Annotated in this window: 16 protein-coding genes; 10 read left to right on the forward strand and 6 right to left on the reverse strand. The window is 69.3% G+C overall.

All coding sequences use genetic code 11. The features are described from left to right. Window positions 1-2 precede the first annotated feature (2 nt). From ACIOTO_RS04140 to ACIOTO_RS04150, 3 genes are read right to left on the reverse strand one after another with little or no spacing between them, the layout of a single operon-like run. Entirely contained in the window at window positions 3-620 is a 618-nt protein-coding gene (locus ACIOTO_RS04140) for a hypothetical protein (RefSeq protein WP_400856657.1), read from the reverse strand. After that, window positions 617-1,336 carry a CDP-alcohol phosphatidyltransferase family protein gene (locus ACIOTO_RS04145; protein WP_091035807.1) on the reverse strand — a complete coding sequence of 240 codons (720 nt, stop codon included), beginning with the start codon at window positions 1,334-1,336 and terminating at the stop codon, window positions 617-619. Before ACIOTO_RS04145 ends, ACIOTO_RS04140 begins: the two co-directional genes overlap by 4 nt. After that, window positions 1,327-2,280 (reverse strand): glycosyltransferase family 2 protein, encoded by a 954-nt coding sequence (locus ACIOTO_RS04150; RefSeq protein WP_400856659.1) that lies wholly within the window; start codon window positions 2,278-2,280, stop codon window positions 1,327-1,329. Before ACIOTO_RS04150 ends, ACIOTO_RS04145 begins: the two co-directional genes overlap by 10 nt. A gap of 197 nt (window positions 2,281-2,477) precedes the next feature. Here ACIOTO_RS04150 and ACIOTO_RS04155 point away from each other — a divergent pair, with 197 nt between their 5' ends. Next, complete coding sequence (locus ACIOTO_RS04155; RefSeq protein ID WP_400856660.1) at window positions 2,478-4,469, forward strand: glycosyltransferase; 1,992 nt, start codon at window positions 2,478-2,480, stop codon at window positions 4,467-4,469. 39 nt (window positions 4,470-4,508) lie between these two features. Here the strand turns inward: ACIOTO_RS04155 and ACIOTO_RS04160 are convergent, their stop codons facing one another. Further along, window positions 4,509-5,531 carry a glycosyltransferase family 4 protein gene (locus tag ACIOTO_RS04160; protein ID WP_400856661.1) on the reverse strand — a complete coding sequence of 341 codons (1,023 nt, stop codon included), beginning with the start codon at window positions 5,529-5,531 and terminating at the stop codon, window positions 4,509-4,511. 216 nt (window positions 5,532-5,747) lie between these two features. Between ACIOTO_RS04160 and rfbA the strand changes: the two genes are divergently transcribed. Genes rfbA through ACIOTO_RS04175 form a run of 3 tightly spaced genes read left to right on the forward strand, consistent with a single transcriptional unit; the run spans window position 5,748 to window position 9,030 of the window. Then, window positions 5,748-6,620 carry a glucose-1-phosphate thymidylyltransferase RfbA gene (gene rfbA / locus ACIOTO_RS04165; RefSeq protein WP_400856662.1) on the forward strand — a complete coding sequence of 291 codons (873 nt, stop codon included), beginning with the start codon at window positions 5,748-5,750 and terminating at the stop codon, window positions 6,618-6,620. Further along, a complete protein-coding gene (gene rfbB, locus ACIOTO_RS04170; protein WP_400856664.1) occupies window positions 6,617-7,615 on the forward strand; it encodes a dTDP-glucose 4,6-dehydratase in 999 nt (332 codons plus the stop codon). Before rfbA ends, rfbB begins: the two co-directional genes overlap by 4 nt. Continuing rightward, window positions 7,615-9,030: a sugar nucleotide-binding protein gene (locus ACIOTO_RS04175; RefSeq protein WP_372468305.1), complete on the forward strand. Its 1,416-nt coding sequence runs from the start codon at window positions 7,615-7,617 to the stop codon at window positions 9,028-9,030. Before rfbB ends, ACIOTO_RS04175 begins: the two co-directional genes overlap by 1 nt. Here the strand turns inward: ACIOTO_RS04175 and ACIOTO_RS04180 are convergent. Then, a complete protein-coding gene (locus ACIOTO_RS04180) occupies window positions 9,027-10,247 on the reverse strand; it encodes a glycosyltransferase (RefSeq protein ID WP_400856667.1) in 1,221 nt (406 codons plus the stop codon). The genes ACIOTO_RS04175 and ACIOTO_RS04180 overlap by 4 nt on opposite strands. A 120-nt stretch (window positions 10,248-10,367) precedes the next feature. On the opposite strand from ACIOTO_RS04180, the gene ACIOTO_RS04185 reads away from it, so the two are divergent. After that, window positions 10,368-10,823: an adenylyltransferase/cytidyltransferase family protein gene (locus ACIOTO_RS04185; protein ID WP_029262881.1), complete on the forward strand. Its 456-nt coding sequence runs from the start codon at window positions 10,368-10,370 to the stop codon at window positions 10,821-10,823. Window positions 10,824-10,850: 27 nt separating this feature from the next. On the opposite strand, the gene ACIOTO_RS04190 is transcribed toward ACIOTO_RS04185, so the two are convergent. Continuing rightward, window positions 10,851-11,243 carry an SIP domain-containing protein gene (locus ACIOTO_RS04190; protein ID WP_376103026.1) on the reverse strand — a complete coding sequence of 131 codons (393 nt, stop codon included), beginning with the start codon at window positions 11,241-11,243 and terminating at the stop codon, window positions 10,851-10,853. Window positions 11,244-11,371: 128 nt separating this feature from the next. Here ACIOTO_RS04190 and ACIOTO_RS04195 point away from each other — a divergent pair, with 128 nt between their 5' ends. The 5 genes from ACIOTO_RS04195 to ACIOTO_RS04215 are packed head-to-tail and all read left to right on the forward strand — an operon-like array spanning window position 11,372 to window position 16,414. Then, window positions 11,372-11,872 (forward strand): hypothetical protein, encoded by a 501-nt coding sequence (locus tag ACIOTO_RS04195; RefSeq protein WP_400856668.1) that lies wholly within the window; start codon window positions 11,372-11,374, stop codon window positions 11,870-11,872. Further along, window positions 11,869-12,846 (forward strand): cation transporter, encoded by a 978-nt coding sequence (locus ACIOTO_RS04200; protein WP_400856670.1) that lies wholly within the window; start codon window positions 11,869-11,871, stop codon window positions 12,844-12,846. The genes ACIOTO_RS04195 and ACIOTO_RS04200 overlap by 4 nt, the downstream gene beginning before the upstream one ends. Before the next feature lie 53 nt (window positions 12,847-12,899). Beyond that, window positions 12,900-13,163, forward strand: a complete 264-nt coding sequence (locus ACIOTO_RS04205; RefSeq protein ID WP_029262885.1) for a glutaredoxin domain-containing protein — start codon at window positions 12,900-12,902, stop codon at window positions 13,161-13,163. A gap of 31 nt (window positions 13,164-13,194) precedes the next feature. Then, complete coding sequence (locus ACIOTO_RS04210) at window positions 13,195-14,589, forward strand: MFS transporter (RefSeq protein WP_400856673.1); 1,395 nt, start codon at window positions 13,195-13,197, stop codon at window positions 14,587-14,589. A 28-nt stretch (window positions 14,590-14,617) separates the two neighbouring features. Beyond that, window positions 14,618-16,414, forward strand: a complete 1,797-nt coding sequence (locus tag ACIOTO_RS04215; protein WP_400856675.1) for an aldehyde dehydrogenase family protein — start codon at window positions 14,618-14,620, stop codon at window positions 16,412-16,414. Window positions 16,415-16,416 lie beyond the last annotated feature (2 nt).

Consider the following 16,416-nt stretch of genomic DNA (forward strand, 5'->3'; position numbering starts at 1 on the left):
GCTCAGGATGCGTGCCGTCGGTGCCCGCCGAGCTGGGCGAGGATCGTCGCCGTGGACGACTGAACCTCGGCGAGGGTCTCCCGGTGGCCCCGGCTGCCGTGCCGGTCGGCGATGCTGGTCGGATCGACGGCGCCCCGGTTGCCGAAGAGACGCCGGATCCTGCTCCCGACTCCGTCGCTGCCGGCGAGCGGCACCGCCCGGGACCGCGCTCGGTCCAGATACGCGACGTAGTCCGCCACGCGGTCGGGCCCCGTAGAGGAGAAGCCCGCTCCTAGGTGGGCGGCTTCCTTGAGGGTGAACATCCAATCGCGCGAGCGCGGCGCGAGCCGCACCAGCTCGCCACGGATGTCCCGTGACGCCGTGAGGATCAGGGTGGACTGCTCGATGAGTTCGATGGTCACCGGCCGCGCGTGGTGGGACTGCGCCTGTTCGCGCCATCCCTCGTCATCGTGGAGCGACGAGACCAGCTCGCAGACCGCATCGCCCTCGGTCGCGCGGACGCCCGCGCTGCTGACCGATATAGATGAGTCCGCACCGAATCCCCGCCGCAGGCCGAGCTCCGCCAACGGCGACCGGCAGACGTTCGCGGCGCACACGACCAGGATCTTCTCACCGGTCATGCGTCGGCACCGAGCCTTCCGATCTCGCGGAACCACTTGACCGCGGCGAGCGCGAGGAACAGGACCGCGGCGGCACACAGCAGGCCGTAGCCGATGAGGAACGCCGGCGTCCACCCCCACAGCACGAAGACGAGGCAGACGAGGCCGAAGTCGGTGGGCAGCAGGACGAGCGATCGCACGAGCGTGCCTCCGCCGCGCTCGTGGGTCGACGCCACGGCGTGCTTCCCCTTGAGGAGGTCGTTGAGGAGCATCCCGGAGAAGGTCGTCGAGGCGACGATGCTGAACACGATCGGGATCAGCAGCAGCACCGGTGTCTCCGGGAGGACCCGGTAGAGCCCGATCAGCACCCCGAGGTGGAGGGACGCGATCTTGAGCGTGTCGATGAAATGGTCGAGCCACTCGCCCTGCGGACTGCCTCCGCCGCGCAGACGCGCGACCTGGCCGTCGGCGGAGTCCCAGGCGTAGCCGAGCACGAGCAGCACCGCGATCAGGAAGCCCATGGGCACGTTCACCGGTCCGAAGGCGATGAGTCCGATCGCGACGAAGGAGTGCACCGCACTGATGATCGAGACCTGGTTCGGCGTGAGCCCGATGCGGTAGGCGACGGCGGCGAGGACCCGTCCGATCCGTCGGTTCACGTACACGGAGTACGCGGGGGCACCACGTGCATGGCCCTTCTGCGCGCGCGCGAGACGTCGGTATGCGTCTACGACCATTTCCTGCCCTTCCGATCGGTCCCCTGGGTGCGTGCGATCCGTCGAGCCTCTCGCACCCCGCGAAGGTAGGCGCGGATCGGAGCGGCCGACTGGATCAGCTGACGGCGTCCGCCGCGGAGGATCACCTCGCGGGCTGTTCGCGGGATCGAGCGGCGCCAGCGCCGCACGCCCGCATCATCGAGGTGACGCACCGCGAAGAGCATCCGGTTCCGGATGTTGTAGTAGTAGTAGGTCTCGGATTTCGCCCGCGAGACCTGGGGATCGGCGCGCTGCGTGCCCCCCTCGTCGTGCACCGCACTCGCGTCTTCGACGAGCACCAGCGATCCGCCGGCCGACACGACCTTCCGCGAGAAGTCGACATCCTCCCAATAGAGGAAGTAGTCGTCGTCGAATCCTCCGGCGAGCTCCCAGACCTCACGCGTGATCCACAGGCATGCACCGCTCAGCCAGGGTTCGAAAGGCTGCGGATCACCCGTCACGCGCTTGCGTCGTGCGCGCATCGTGCCGTCGTCGAGCAGGAGGTCGATACCGGCGAACCACGTACGCCCGTCCGAGTCGGAGATGACCGGCGAGGCGAGCGTGGTGCGGGAAGCCGCAGTGGTGGATTCCAGCAGGCGCAGCGACTCGCGGTCGATGTGCGCATCCGGGTTGATGACGAGGACGTCGGTCGCACCGTCGGCGAGCGCGCGCGTCACGCCGATGTTCACCCCACCGCCGAAGCCCGTGTTGGACTCGGGCGCGATCAGCGTCCACTCGTTCGCCCTCGCGACTTCTTCCGCGGCTCGACGCTCGTCAGCGGTGGACCAGTTGTCGACCACGATCACCGTCGCGTCGGGGTCGATCGCCCGCGCCTCGCGCGCGACGACCACCAGATTGCGCTGCAGAAGCTTCGCCGAGGCGTAGTTCACGACCACCACGGCGAGCCGACCGTGCTCGGTTGACACGCGATTCTCTCCCCCCGGATCCGCATTGCGGATCACCTCGGGTCGCCGGCCGAATTCCCCAGAGTCGCGACCGACGTCGACTCCCAGGAGAACGACTATACGCGAGAGACGCCTCCGGGCAGGGGCTTCAGGGGGATCACGGTACGATGAGGCCCGCGCCGGAGTGAAGGCGCGAGACTGCCATGGGGATGGTGCGGATGACCAGGGGACCGGAATCGAGCGACATGATCGCAGTGACGATCGGCATACCCACCTACCGGAGGCCGGACCTCCTGGAGGCACTGCTGCGAACCCTGCCGTCGCGCATCGCTGAATGTGCCGACCTCGGTCTCGACATCGACGTGCTGGTCGTCGACAACGACCCGGAGGGGTCGGCACGCGAGGTGGCCACCGGCACAGGACTCCCTGTCCGGTACGTGGTCGAGCCGACGGCGGGGATCGTCGCCGCTCGCAACCGGATCCTCGACGAATGCGGCGACCGCGACCTCCTCGCCTTCATCGACGACGACGAGATCCCGCGGGAGGCCTGGCTCTCCTCTCTCCTCACGGTCTGGCGCGAGCACGGAGCCGACGCGGTGATGGGACGCGTCATCTCCGTCTTCGACGAGGACGTCGATCCCTGGCTGCTCGCCTCGGGCACATTCCGGCGACCGCCGAGGAAGACGGGTACGGTCCTGCAGGTCGCGGCCGCGGGGAACCTCCTGCTCGATCTGCGCTCCATCCGCCGGCTCGGCCTGCGCTTCGATCCGTCGCTGGGGCTCGGCGGCGGCGAGGACACCCTGTTCTCCCGGCAGCTGGCTCAGCGCGGCGGCCTGATCGTCTGGTGCAACGAGTCCGAGACCGAAGACCTCGTCGTCGCCGCGCGACTCAGCCGGGCGTGGGCGGCGCAGCGCGCATTCAGCTCGGCGAACGCCGGCACCCGGATCCAGCTGCAGCTCACCGAGGGGCGGGCGCGACGAGGGGTCCTGCGCGTTCGCGCCCTGGTCGGCGGTGTCGCCAGGATCATCGTCGGCGGTCTGCGACGAGCCTTCGGCGCACTGACCCGCAACATCACCCACCACGCCAGAGGCACGCGCCTCGTGCACCGAGGTCGCGGCACGATCGCGGCCGCTCTCGGTCGCCGCTACGACGAGTACCGTCGCCCATCGGAGGATGACACCACCATGACCGAGACCGCTTCCACCATCCGCGTGATGCAGTCGCTCGGCGCGCCGCGTGCGACCACGAACCCGTACAACAAGATGCTCGACGAGGCTCTGGGGTCCACCGAAGGGCTCGAGCGCCTGCGCTTCTCGTGGGGCACGGCGCTCTTCGGGCGCTACGACGCCTTCCACTGGCACTGGCCGGAGGCCAAACTGCACGGCTCGACCTGGTGGAAGTCCACCGGGAAGTTCCTCCTCACCACCGCGCTCGTCTTCCGGCACCGACTCTCGCGGCGGATCGCCGTGGTGCGGACGGTGCACAACATCGAGCTCCCCGACGACAACGCGCCGCGGTTGTGGCTGCTGCGCTTCATCGATCGCCACACCGACTACCGGATCGTCATCAACGAGACGACGCCGCTCCCGCCGGGGACGCCGCACAGCCTGATCCTGCACGGGCACTACCGCGACTGGTACGCGAAGTTCCCGGCCGCCGAGCGGGTACCCGGTCGACTCGGATCATTCGGCGGGGTCCGCCGCTACAAGGGCCTGGAAGGGTTCATAGACGCCTATGCGGAGGCCGTCACGACCGAGCCGACGCTGAGCCTGAAGATCGGCGGGCGCCCGTCCACCCCCGAGCTCGGCGACGACCTCCGGGCGCGGACCGCGAGCCTCCCCGGTGTCGAGCTGCACCTCGACTTCCTGAGCGATGCGGAACTCGTCCAGCTCGCGACCTCGTCCGAGCTCATCGTGCTGGCGTACCGGTTCATGCACAACTCGGGCAGTGTGCTCGCCGCCCTGTCGATGGCGCGCCCCGTACTGGTGCCGCGCAACGAAGCGAACGAGGCGCTGGCGCGCGAAGTGGGCGCCGCGTGGGTGCTCATGTACGACGGCGACCTCGATGCACCCACGGTCGTCGAGGCCTGGCGCGCCGCATCGACGCTGACCGGGTCACCCGACCTCTCCCGACGCGAGTGGGTGGATGCCGGCCCGGCGCACCGGGATGCGTTCCGCGAAGGCGTCGCCCTCAAGCGTCGACGCGGCTGAGCGGCATCGCGCCGCGGGGTCGGGGCGCGACCACCACGATCACACCCGCTGCAGCAGCCCCTGCACGAGGGCCGCGACCATGATCTGCGTCGTGAAGCTGCGCTCCACCTCGGCCCGGCCGTTCCGCCCGAGTTCGGCTGCGCGCTGCGGGTCCTCGAGCAGCTGCAGCATGGCATCCGCGAGTTGCTCCGCATCCCCCGGAGGCACCAGGTGTCCGGTGCGCCCCTCGCTCACGTACTGACTCATGCCGGGCGTGTCTGAGACGACGACCGGGCGGGCGGTCGCGAGCGCTTCCAGAGCAACCGTCATCCCCGAGGCGTGCAGGTTCGGCCTGGTCGGGACGACGATGACGCTGGCGGTCGCATAGAGATCTCGAAGCTCCGCGTGCGGCATATGCCGCACCACCCGAACCCCCTCGGGCGGTGCGAGATCAGAAGAGGTCTGCACCACGACCTCTGTGCCCGGCCGCGCAGCGAGCACGCGTGCGAGCGCGGCGTAGAGCGTCGCCGGATCGCGGTCACGGTCGTTGCCGACGCTGACGATCCGCTGCTGAGTCGGGAAGGGCTGCGCGCCGAAGAAGTCGCTGTCGATGCCGAACGGGATCGGGAAGACCCGCGGCCCCGTGCGCCCCAGCAGGCGCCGAAGCGGGTCGACCTGCGCTTCGCTGAGCACCCACGTGGACTCGGCCCCGCTCAGCATCGAGAGCAGGCGGGCCGGAGCGGGACCTGCCTGCGCCATGTCGGTGAGCCAGATCACCCCGGTGGCGAAGCGGGCGTGCGGGTGCAGGATCTGCAGGCGATACGCGGTGTTCTCGTCCCACGTCACGGCCAGGCCATCGACGGGGCGAGGTCCGATGCCCAGACGTGCTCGCACACGAGCGACCCGACCGGGGGGAGGGAGATCGACCACCTCCACGGCCGCATGATCACGCAGCGCATCCAGTCCGTAGGGCCAGACGCTCGGGACCTCTCCCCTGGCATGGCTCCGCTCCCAGGCCGGCACCGACTGTTCGGCACGATGAGCCCAAGTGAGAGACAGCGAGGCACCACCCTCGGATTCCACGAGCCAACTATGTACCTCCGGGCTACTCCTGACAAGGACCGGTTTCGGCAGGGCACGCGCTGAGCTCGGCACCGCGGGGGTCACAGCATCCTCTCGCCCTGCGACGAGGGGACCCGGTAGAGTCGGACGTACGACTGTGGGGGTCGTCGGACGGCAGGGGATGGCCGTCCCTTCTGTGACGCCACCATGGACATCGACGTTTTCACGAGGGGGATCATGAAGGGCATCATTCTGGCGGGCGGTTCGGGCACGCGACTGCATCCGATCACACTGGGAGTCTCGAAGCAGCTCATCCCGGTCTACGACAAGCCGATGGTCTACTACCCGCTGTCGACGCTGATGCTCGCCGGGATCCGGGACATCCTCGTCATCACCACGCCCCATGACGCCGCCCACTTCGAACGACTCCTCGGAGACGGCTCCCAGTTCGGCATCTCGCTGACGTTCGCCCAGCAGGAGTCGCCGGACGGGCTCGCGCAGGCGTTCACGATCGGCGCGGACTTCATCGGCGACGACAGCGTGGCACTCGTCCTCGGCGACAACCTGCTCTACGGCCCCGGCCTCGGCACGCAGCTCAAGCGCTTCGCCGACATCGACGGCGGCGCGGTCTTCGCCTATTGGGTCGCCGAGCCCGAGGCGTACGGCGTCGTCGCGTTCGACGATGCCGGCCAGGCAATCTCGCTCGAGGAGAAGCCGAAGCATCCGCAGAGCAACTACGCGGTGCCCGGCCTGTACTTCTACGACAACGATGTGATCGAGATCGCCCGCAACCTGGCTCCCAGCACTCGCGGCGAGTACGAGATCACCGACGTCAACCGCGAATACCTCGAGCGCGGCAAGCTCCAGGTCGAGGTCCTGCCCCGCGGCACCGCCTGGCTCGACACCGGGACGTTCGACCAGATGACGGATGCCGCCGACTACGTGCGAACGATGGAGCGCCGCACCGGCATGAAGATCGGCGTGCCCGAAGAAGTGGCCTGGCGCCAGGGCTTCCTCGACGACGACGAACTGCGCGTGCGCGCCGAAGCCCTGGTGAAATCCGGGTACGGTTCCTACCTGCTCGAGCTCCTGGAACGAGGCAAGCGATGACCCGGCTGCTCGTGACCGGCGGCGCCGGTTTCATCGGATCGAACTTCGTGCACCATGTCGTGGAGCACACCGACGCGCACGTGACCGTGCTCGACAAGCTGACCTATGCCGGAAACCGGGCATCGCTCGCAGGCCTCCCCGCCGACCGCGTGGAGCTCGTCGAAGGGGACATCGCCGACGCCGAGCTCGTCGACGGGCTGTTCGCGAAGGCCGACGCGGTCGTGCACTATGCGGCGGAGTCGCACAACGACAACTCGCTGCACGACCCGCGGCCGTTCCTCGACACGAACATCATCGGCACCTACACGCTGCTCGAGGCCGCACGTCGGCACGAGCGCCGCTTCCACCACATCTCGACCGACGAGGTGTACGGCGACCTCGAACTCGACGACCCGCAGCGGTTCACCGAGAACACCCCGTACAACCCCTCGTCGCCGTACTCGTCGACGAAGGCGGGCAGCGATCTGCTGGTGCGCGCGTGGGTGCGGTCGTTCGGAGTGCAGGCGACGATCTCGAACTGCTCGAACAACTACGGGCCGTACCAGCACGTCGAGAAGTTCATCCCGCGTCAGATCACCAACGTGCTGCGCGGCATCCGTCCGAAGCTGTATGGCGCCGGCCAGAACGTGCGCGACTGGATCCACGCCGACGATCATTCGTCGGCCGTCCTGACGATCCTCGACAAGGGCGAGATCGGTGAGACGTACCTGATCGGCGCCGACGGCGAGAAGGACAACAAGTCGGTGGTCGAGCTCATCCTCACGCAGATGGGACAGCCCGCGGACGCCTACGACCACGTGACCGATCGCGCGGGCCACGATCTGCGCTACGCGATCGACTCCACGAAACTCCGCACCGAGCTGGGCTGGGCGCCGCAGTTCTCCGACTTCGAGTCGGGGCTCGCCTCGACCATCGACTGGTACCGGGAGAACGAGGACTGGTGGGCGCCTGCGAAGGATGCGACCGAGTCGTTCTACGCGGCGAAGGGCCAGTGATGACGGAGTTCGGCAAGGCGCTCACGGTCACCGAGACGCCGATCCCCGGTCTGCTCGTCGTCGACCTGCCGGTGCACGGGGATTCGCGTGGGTGGTTCAAGGAGAACTGGCAGCGCGAGAAGATGGTCGCCGCCGGTCTCCCCGACTTCGGCCCCGTTCAGAACAACATCTCGTTCAACGACGCGGTCGGCACCACGCGCGGCATCCACGCGGAGCCCTGGGACAAGTGGGTGTCGGTCGCCACCGGGAAGATCTTCGGCGCCTGGGTCGATCTTCGCGCGGGTGACACGTTCGGCACGGTCTTCACGACGGAGATCGATCCGTCGCGCGCGATCCTGGTGCCCCGCGGCGTGGGCAACTCGTACCAGACGCTCGAGGCGGACACGGCCTACACCTACCTCGTCAACGATCACTGGTCGCCCGACGCGGAGTACTCGTTCCTCAACCTCGCCGATGAGACCGCGGCCATCGCGTGGCCGATCCCGCTCGCCGACGTCGAGGTGTCGGCCAAGGACCTCGCGCACCCGCGCCTCGCCGATGTGACGCCGATCGGACCGAAGAAGATCCTCGTCCTCGGCGGCGCGGGCCAGCTCGGACTCGCCCTGCGCGCCGCGCTGGGCGACGCCGAGCACGTGGAGTACACGACGCGGGAGACCCTCGACCTGCGTGCCGACGACCTCGCCACGGCGCGACGATGGCGCGACTATCGCGCGATCATCAACGCCGCTGCCTACACCGCGGTCGATCTCGCCGAGACCGACGACGGCCGCGGTGACGCCTGGTCGTCGAACGTCACCGGCGTGACCGCATTGGCACGCATCGCCGCCGAGAACGGCATCACGCTCGTGCACGTCTCCAGCGACTACGTGTTCGACGGCACGAAGGCGGGCCCGTACACGGAGTCCGACCCGGTGCGCCCGCTCGGCGTCTACGGCCAGACGAAGGCCGCGGGCGACGCCGTCGTCGCGACGGTGCCGCGGCACTACATCGTCCGCACGTCGTGGGTCATCGGCGAGGGGCGCAACTTCGTGCGCACGATGGCCTCGCTCGCCGAGCGGGGTATCGCACCGCGGGTCGTCGGCGACCAGATCGGGCGCCTGACCTTCACCGAGGATCTGGCCTCGGCGATCCTGCACCTGCTGTCGACCGCCGCTCCTTACGGCGTCTACAACGTGACCGGCGCGGGAGAGCCGCGCTCGTGGGCCGACATCGCGCGCGCCGTGTACCGCCTGACCGGGCATGATCCCTCCGGCGTGACCGACGTGACCACCACGGAGTACTTCGCCGACCAGGCCGGCCCGATCGCCCCGCGTCCGCTCAACAGCGTGCTGGACCTCGGCCGCATCGAGGCGACGGGATGGACGCCGCGGGATGCGGATGCCGCCCTCGAGACGTACCTCGGCGCGAGCAGCTAGAGCTCGCCCGGCTTCATCGCCTCGGCATCGATCGCGCGGATGACCCGCAGAGCGGCGGTGTCCGTCGGCGGCTCGGCCCCCGCGGCATCGCCCTTGCGCCGCCGCTGCGGCGCGTAGACGACGAGCGAGTGGAACAGGAACCGGGCGAAGAACGCCACGATCAACGAGAGTGCCGTCGCGAGCACGCTCGAGATGTGCCAGGACTCGACCATCAGCGCCATCACCGGGATGCGCAGCGCGGCCTCGACGTTGTTGAACGCGAAGGAGCTGGCGAAGCGGATGCCGAGGGCGCGGGCATCCGTGCGCATGTCGGCGAACACGAACCGCTCCTGCAGCAGGAAGTTGCCGATGATGGTGACCTCGGCGCCGATGATGGCCGCCCAGACGTAGGGCACGCCGGCGGCGGTGAGTGCCCACATGATCCCGAGGTTCGCGGCCGCGCCGATGACGCCGATGAGCGCGAACAGCGACATCTTCCCGAAGCGCAGGCGGGCGAGGTGCGCGATGAAGGTCGCCCCCTGACGCAGGCTCGCCTTCGAGGTGCCATGCCGGCGCTCCGCGAACTCCATCGGCACCTCGGCGATGCGCAGGTCGTTGCGCGCGAGGATCTCGAGGAGGATCTTGAAGCCCTGCGGCTGGAGCGCCGTGAGGTCGAGCTGACGCCGGTCGACCAGGAAGAAGCCGGTCATCGGGTCGGTGCTGCGCGCGAGACGGATCGGGAACATCGCCCTCGTCAGCCAGGTCGCCGCGCGTGAGACGCCGAAGCGCACCGCTGTGCCGAGCCCGCTGGTGTCGCCTCCGCCGATGTAGCGCGACGCCGCGACGACGTCGGCATCCCCTTCGGCGTGACATTCGAGCAGCACGGGCAGCAGTTCCGGCGGATGCTGCAGATCCCCGTCCATCACGATGCAGACGTCGGCTGCCGCGGCTTCGAGCCCGACGACCACGGCCCCGCCCAGACCGCCGGTGTTGTCGGTTCGGTGGATGACCCGCACGGGGATCGGGGCGTCGACCGCGACCCGTTCGACCTCGGCCGCGGTGTCGTCGGTGCTGTCGTCGACGAACAGGATCTCGGCTTCCCACCCGGCGAGCGCGGCGGCTGTGCGGGCGACCAGCTCAGCGACGTTCTCGCGTTCGTTGAACGTCGGCACGATGACCGTGACCGGTGTCCCCACGTCAGCCCCCTGTTCCGCGCACGCACCGCGTGCGGCCTCCATCGTTCCATGGGTTGCTGTGGGGAACGAAACCCAGACCTGCTAGACTGTCGAACCGCGGCTGTGGGAGTCGCGAAGCGGATGGGGATCCGCTTACTGGGGAATTACTGATCTGGGGAGATCATGGGGACGCGTATCGGCTATGCCGTTGGTGCTTTCGACCTGTTTCACGTCGGGCATCTGAATCTACTTCGTCACGCCAAGCAGCACTGCGACATTCTGATCGCAGGCGTCGTCAGCGACGAGATGCTGCGTCAGGTGAAGGGCATCGAGCCCGTCATCCCGACGGCGGAGCGTGCGGAGATCGTGAAGCACATCTCGTTCGTCGACGACGTCTACGTCGAGACGACGCCGTCGAAGATGGACTCGTGGCGCGACGTGCAGTTCACGCACTTCTTCAAGGGCGACGACTGGCGAGGCACCGACAAGGGGCTGCGCCTGGAGAGCGAGTTCGCCGAGGTCGGGGTCGAGGTCGTGTACTTCCCGTACACGGCGCACACGTCGAGCTCATCGCTGCGCCGCGCCCTCGACGCGATCACCGCGGGCGCGAACGCTCCCGCGGTGGCCTCGGTGCGCTGAGCGCCTGAGCGGATCGTCGCCGAGCGGTCAGTTCGCGACGCCGAGCAGGCTGCGCGCCATCCGCGCGACATGCGGCGGCGTGTGCGGCCCGAGCCAGACGGTCCACTGCGACGGCGGCTCGGAGCAGGTCCACTCGACGCACCACGCGTGCACCGCGTTCGCCAGTCGCTCGCCACGCGTGTGCGCACGGATGCCGTCACCGCGCACCAACCAGCGCACCGACACCCCCTCGGGCACGTCGATGTGACGGAACTGGATACGCGCCGCGGCTTCGAGGAGGATCACGCCCTGCGCGTCCCACGGCAGCCGCGCGGCGATGCTCGCGATGATGCCGGCATCGGCCGCGTCACCGGCGATGAGCACGGCACCTTCGATGTCGTCCCAGTCGGGATCCTGCAGGTGCTCGCATGCGCTGCTCATGGATTCGAGTATAGGTAAGGGTACCCTTACCCACAAGGGATGAGCGGGGATCTCCACCGCCGTAGCGCTCGACGGAGCCACCCGTCAACGCCTTTGCAGGACGACACCGCGCGGAGGATTCTCGGAGCGTGGACAGATCCGAAAGACCGCACCGGCGCCGCACTCGACGCTCCGCATCCGCCGTCGCCGGCTTCGTCGTCGTCGCGCTCCTCGCGGGGTGCGGCCTCACGATCCCCACCGACCCCGACGGCACCCTCGCCTCGGTCACAGGAGGGGTACTGCGCGTCGGCACCTCCCCGGATGGCGACCTGGTGGATGTGGGCGACGGCGACCCCTCCGGCACGATCGTCGAGCTCGTCGACCGCTTCGCCGACAGCATCGACGCCGACACCGAGTGGACAGTCGCCTCCGAGGAGACGCTGGTCACGGAACTCGAGGCAGGCGACCTCGACCTCATCGCCGGCGGCATCACCCCCGACACCCCGTGGATCGACAAGGCCGGTGTCACGCGAGGCTATCGCGGGATCGGCGGCGCCGACGGGCGTGAGCTCGTGATGCTGGTGCCGCTCGGCGAGAACGCCTTCCTCTCGACGCTGGAGGCGTTCCTCGATGAGGAGGTCGGCGGATGACGGAGACCCGGCAGTTCGGTCGGACCACGCTGCCGCCCGAACAGGCGCGAGCCGTTCGTCGCGCGGTGAGGTGGGAGGTCTTCACGATCGTCTACACGTCGATCACGATCGCGGTGATCGCCCTCGTTGTCGGCGAGTCGCAGGCCATGCGGACAGCCTGGATCGAGGACATGCTCTCCCTGATCCCGCAGTTCGCCTTTCTGACGGCATTGATCTTCGTACGTCGTCGTCCCACGAAGAAGCACCCCTACGGACTGCACCGCGCGATGGGCGTCGGGCATCTCGTCGCCGGAGTCGCCCTCCTCGCCGTGGGGCTGAACCTCGCCGTCGAGGCCGTCACCGGACTGATCGCGGCCGAGCATCCCACGATCGGCACCGTGCAACTGTTCGGTCAGACGATCTGGCTCGGCTGGCTCATGGTGGGTGTCATGGTGGTCGTGATCATCGGGCCGGTGTTCTTCTACGGCCCCGCGAAGTCGAAACTCGCCCCCGTGTTGCACAACAAGCTGCTCTACGCCGACGCCGACATGGCGAAGGCCGACTGGCAGACCACGGTGGCCTCGGTGATCGGCGTCCTCGGCATCGGCGTCGGGGCGTGGTGGCTGGACGGCGCGGCGGCCCTGTTCATCTCCCTCGGCATCATCTGGGACGGCTTCCGCAACACGAAGACGGCCGTGGTCGACCTCATGGATCAGCGCGCCCGCACCTACGACAGCAAACACCCGCACCCACTCGCCGCCGACATCGTGTCGTATTTGCGGAGTCGGCCCTGGGTCGCGCAGGCCGGCGTCCGGATGCGCGATCAGGGTCAGGTCTTCCACATCGAGGCCTTCGTCGTGCCCCATCGGCGAAAGGTGCCGCTGGACGATCTCACCGCCGCCGCGGAGGGGATCTCCGACATCGACTGGAAGATGCAGGACGTGGTCGTGATCCCCGTCGAGCATCTGCCCGCCGAAGTGGACACCGGGCGCTGAGCATCCGCCTGACGCTCAGCGCCCCCCCATCCCGGCGGACGTAGGCTGGAGGCATGACTTCTCCTGCCTCCGACACCATCACGATGTTCGGCGCCGACTGGTGCCGCGACTGCATCCGCACCAAGAAGCAGCTCGATGCGCTCGGTGTCGAGTACACCTACGTCGACCTCGTCGCCGAGCCCGCCGCCGCCGACGTCGCGAAGGAGATCTCGGGTCGCACGAACATCCCGGTCGTCGTGTACCCCGACGCCTCGCACCACGTCGAGCCGTCGAACGCCGACGTCGAGTCCAAGCTGCGCGAGCTCGCACTGATCTGAGCGGTGCGCACCGCGCCGCTACACTGGCGCGATGAGCACTGAGGCTCGGCCCGAACGAGCATCCGTCCGCCTCTCCCCGCGCACGATCGTGCTGTACGCGATCGGGTCGCTGGGGACCGGCGGCTACGCCACCCTGCCCGGGCTGGTGCTGACGTACTTCCTCACCGACAACCTCGGTGTCGCCGCGCTGGCGGCCGGACTCATCGTCACGGCCGCCAAGATCTGGGATGTGCTGATCGACCCCCTGATCGGCGCGGCCTCGGACCGTCAGCTCGCCCGCACCGGATCCCGTCGCGGGTTCATGGTGACCGGCGCCCTGGCCCTCCCGCTGTTCTTCGCCCTCACGTTCGCCGTCCCGCCGTCCTGGGGCCCGGTCGCCGGGGCGATCAGCGTGCTGCTCGCGTTCCTCGCCACGGCGACCGCGTTCAGCCTCTTCCAGGTGCCGTACGTCGCGCTGCCCGCGGAGCTGACCGCCGACTACGACGAGCGCACCCGTCTGCTGGGCTGGCGTGTGGTCGTGCTCACCGCGGCGATCCTGCTGTTCGGCGCCGGGGGCCCCGCGCTGCGCAATGCCGGCGACGACCCCGTCCTGGGGTACCTCCTGATGGGCATCGCGTCGGGTGTCGTGATCGGGATCGGCATGCTGATCGCCTCCCGGACGGCGACGATCGCCGCCCGGCGCACCGTGGCAGCCCCGGCCGCCGCGATCGCCGACTCGACCTGGCGCGATCAGTACATGTCGGGCTTCCGGGCCCTGAAGCGCAGCCAGCCGTTCCGCGCACTGCTGGGTACGTTCGTGCTGCAGGCACTGGCCACGGGGACCATGCTCGCCGGCGCGCAGTACGTCGCGACGTGGGTGCTGCGTAGCGAGGACGCCGTGACGTTCGTGTTCGTCGCCCTGGTCGGGCCCGCGCTCCTCGCGACCCCGGTGTGGACCGTCATCGCGAGGCGCATCGGCAAGGAACGGGCGTTCGCGATGGCCAGCGTCCTGTTCACCGCCGCCGCAGCGACGCTCGTGTTCGCGGTCTGGGTGCCCGGCGCCTGGATCTATGCCTCGGTCGCCGTCGCCGGCATCGCCTACGCCGGGCTCCAGTCGCTGCCCATGGCCATGCTGCCCGACGTGATCTCGCACGACGAGCGCACGAGCGGGCCGGGACAGGCAGGAACGTTCACCGGCATATGGACGGCGGGTGAGACCGTCGGCTTCGCGCTCGGCGCCACCGCGGTGTCGCTGACCCTCGCCGCGACCGGCTACATCTCCACCGTCGCCGGAGCCACGGTCGAGCAGCCGGAGGCCGCGATCACGGGCATCGTGCTCAGCTTCAGCATCCTTCCCGCCGTGCTGATGGCCGCGAGCCTGTTGACGCTGCGGCACTACCGCCTCCGTCGCGCCGACATCGAGGCCGTCGGAACCTCCGACGCCTAAGCTGGGATCCCGTCCGAAGGAGACGCCGATGACTTCTGCGAGCACAGCCCCCGCCCCCGCATCCGCCTCGAAGAGCACACCGACGGCAGGGCCGGCGTCGCTGAGCGAGGGCGAGCAGGAACGACTCGCCACCGCGATCGATGACCTGCAGGCCGGAGCGCGAACGTGGTCCGCCCTCACCGTGGCGCAACGGGTCACGCTGCTGCGCGCGGTGCGCACGAGCGTCGCCGCCACCGCCGAGGACTGGGCGAACACGGCCGCCGCCTCCAAGGGGCTCGACGGGAAGCACCCGCTGCGCGGCGAGGAGTGGTTGAGCGGACCCTACAGCGTGCTCGGCGCGCTCGACGCCTACATCGAGACGCTCTCCCGTCTGGCGAAGGGCGCGAACCCGCTCGACGGCATCGCCATCGACCGCGCTCCGGGCGGACGCACGCGCGTGCACGCCTTCCCCCTGACCGGCATCGACAGGTTCCTGCTGTCCGGCTTCACCGGCGAAGTGTGGCTCGAGCCCGGCATCACCCCGAGCGCCGCGCGCGCGGGCGCCGGCCTCGCCCAGCGCACCCCCACCGAATCGGGCGGAGTCGGACTCGTGCTCGGAGCCGGCAACGTGACCTCGATCCCGGTGCTCGACGTGCTGTACGAACTGCTCGCCCACAACCGCACCGCCCTGCTGAAGGTCAACCCCACGCAGGATGCTCTGGTGCCGGTATACAAGCGCGCGCTCGCGCCCCTCGTCGAACCGGGACTGCTCCGCATCGTCCGCGGCGGGCCGGCGGTCGGCGCCTATCTCACCGGCCATCCCGACCTGGTGCATGTGCACATCACCGGGTCTGCCGCGACCTTCGACACGATCGTCTGGGGGCCGTCGAAGGGCGATGGCGCAGCAGCGACGAAGCGCCGCCGGCGCGAGAACCGCCCGCAGCTGAAGAAGCCGATCACCGCCGAGCTCGGGGGAGTCTCCCCCATCATCGTGGTACCCGGCGCCTGGACCGATGCCGACCTCACGTATCAGGCCGAGCACATCGCAACGATGCGCCTGCAGAACTCCGGCCACAACTGCATCGCCGGCCAGGTCGTCATCATGTCGTCCGACTGGGACCAGGCCGACGCGTTCCGCGCCGCGCTGCGACGTGCATACGCCAACGCCCCGGAGCGCCCCATCTGGTACCCCGGCTCTCCCTCGCGCATGGAGCTCGCGACCGACGCCTACCCCGACGCGCTCGTGCTGGGCGACCGGCTGCTCGTCGAGATCGACGCCGACGACGACGCGGCTGCGCTCGAGACCACCGAGTACTTCGCGCCGGTGCTGGGCGTGGTCACCGTTGCGGGCACCGGCCAGGAGTTCCTCGATGCCGCCGTGGCCCACGCGAACGACAAGCTCCAGGGCACCCTCGGCGCGAACCTGCTGATCGACCCGGCGACCGAGAAGGCGCTCGGCGCCGGCTTCGAGCGGGCCATCGCGGCGCTCCACTACGGCTCGATCGCGATCAACAGCTGGACCGCCTTCGCGTTCATCACCCCGACCCTCACCTGGGGCGCGTTCCCCGGCGGCACCATCGACGACGTGGGCAGCGGCATCGGCGTGGTGCACAACGCGCTGCTGCTCGACGGGGTGGAGCGCTCGGTGCTCCGCGGACCGTTCCGCCCGTTCCCCCGATCGCTGCCGATCGCGAACGGCGGCGGACGCCTCACGATCCTGCCGAAGCCGCCGTGGTTCGTGTCGGCGCGCACCGGGGCGGCCGTGAGCGAGGGGCTGACCCGCCACCGCGCGAACGGCGGCGTCGTGGGACTCCTGAAGACGCTGACGAAGGCGCTGCAGGCCTGAGG

Source organism: Microbacterium sp. NPDC087592, assembly GCF_044743585.1.
Taxonomy (GTDB): Bacteria; Actinomycetota; Actinomycetes; order Actinomycetales; family Microbacteriaceae; genus Microbacterium.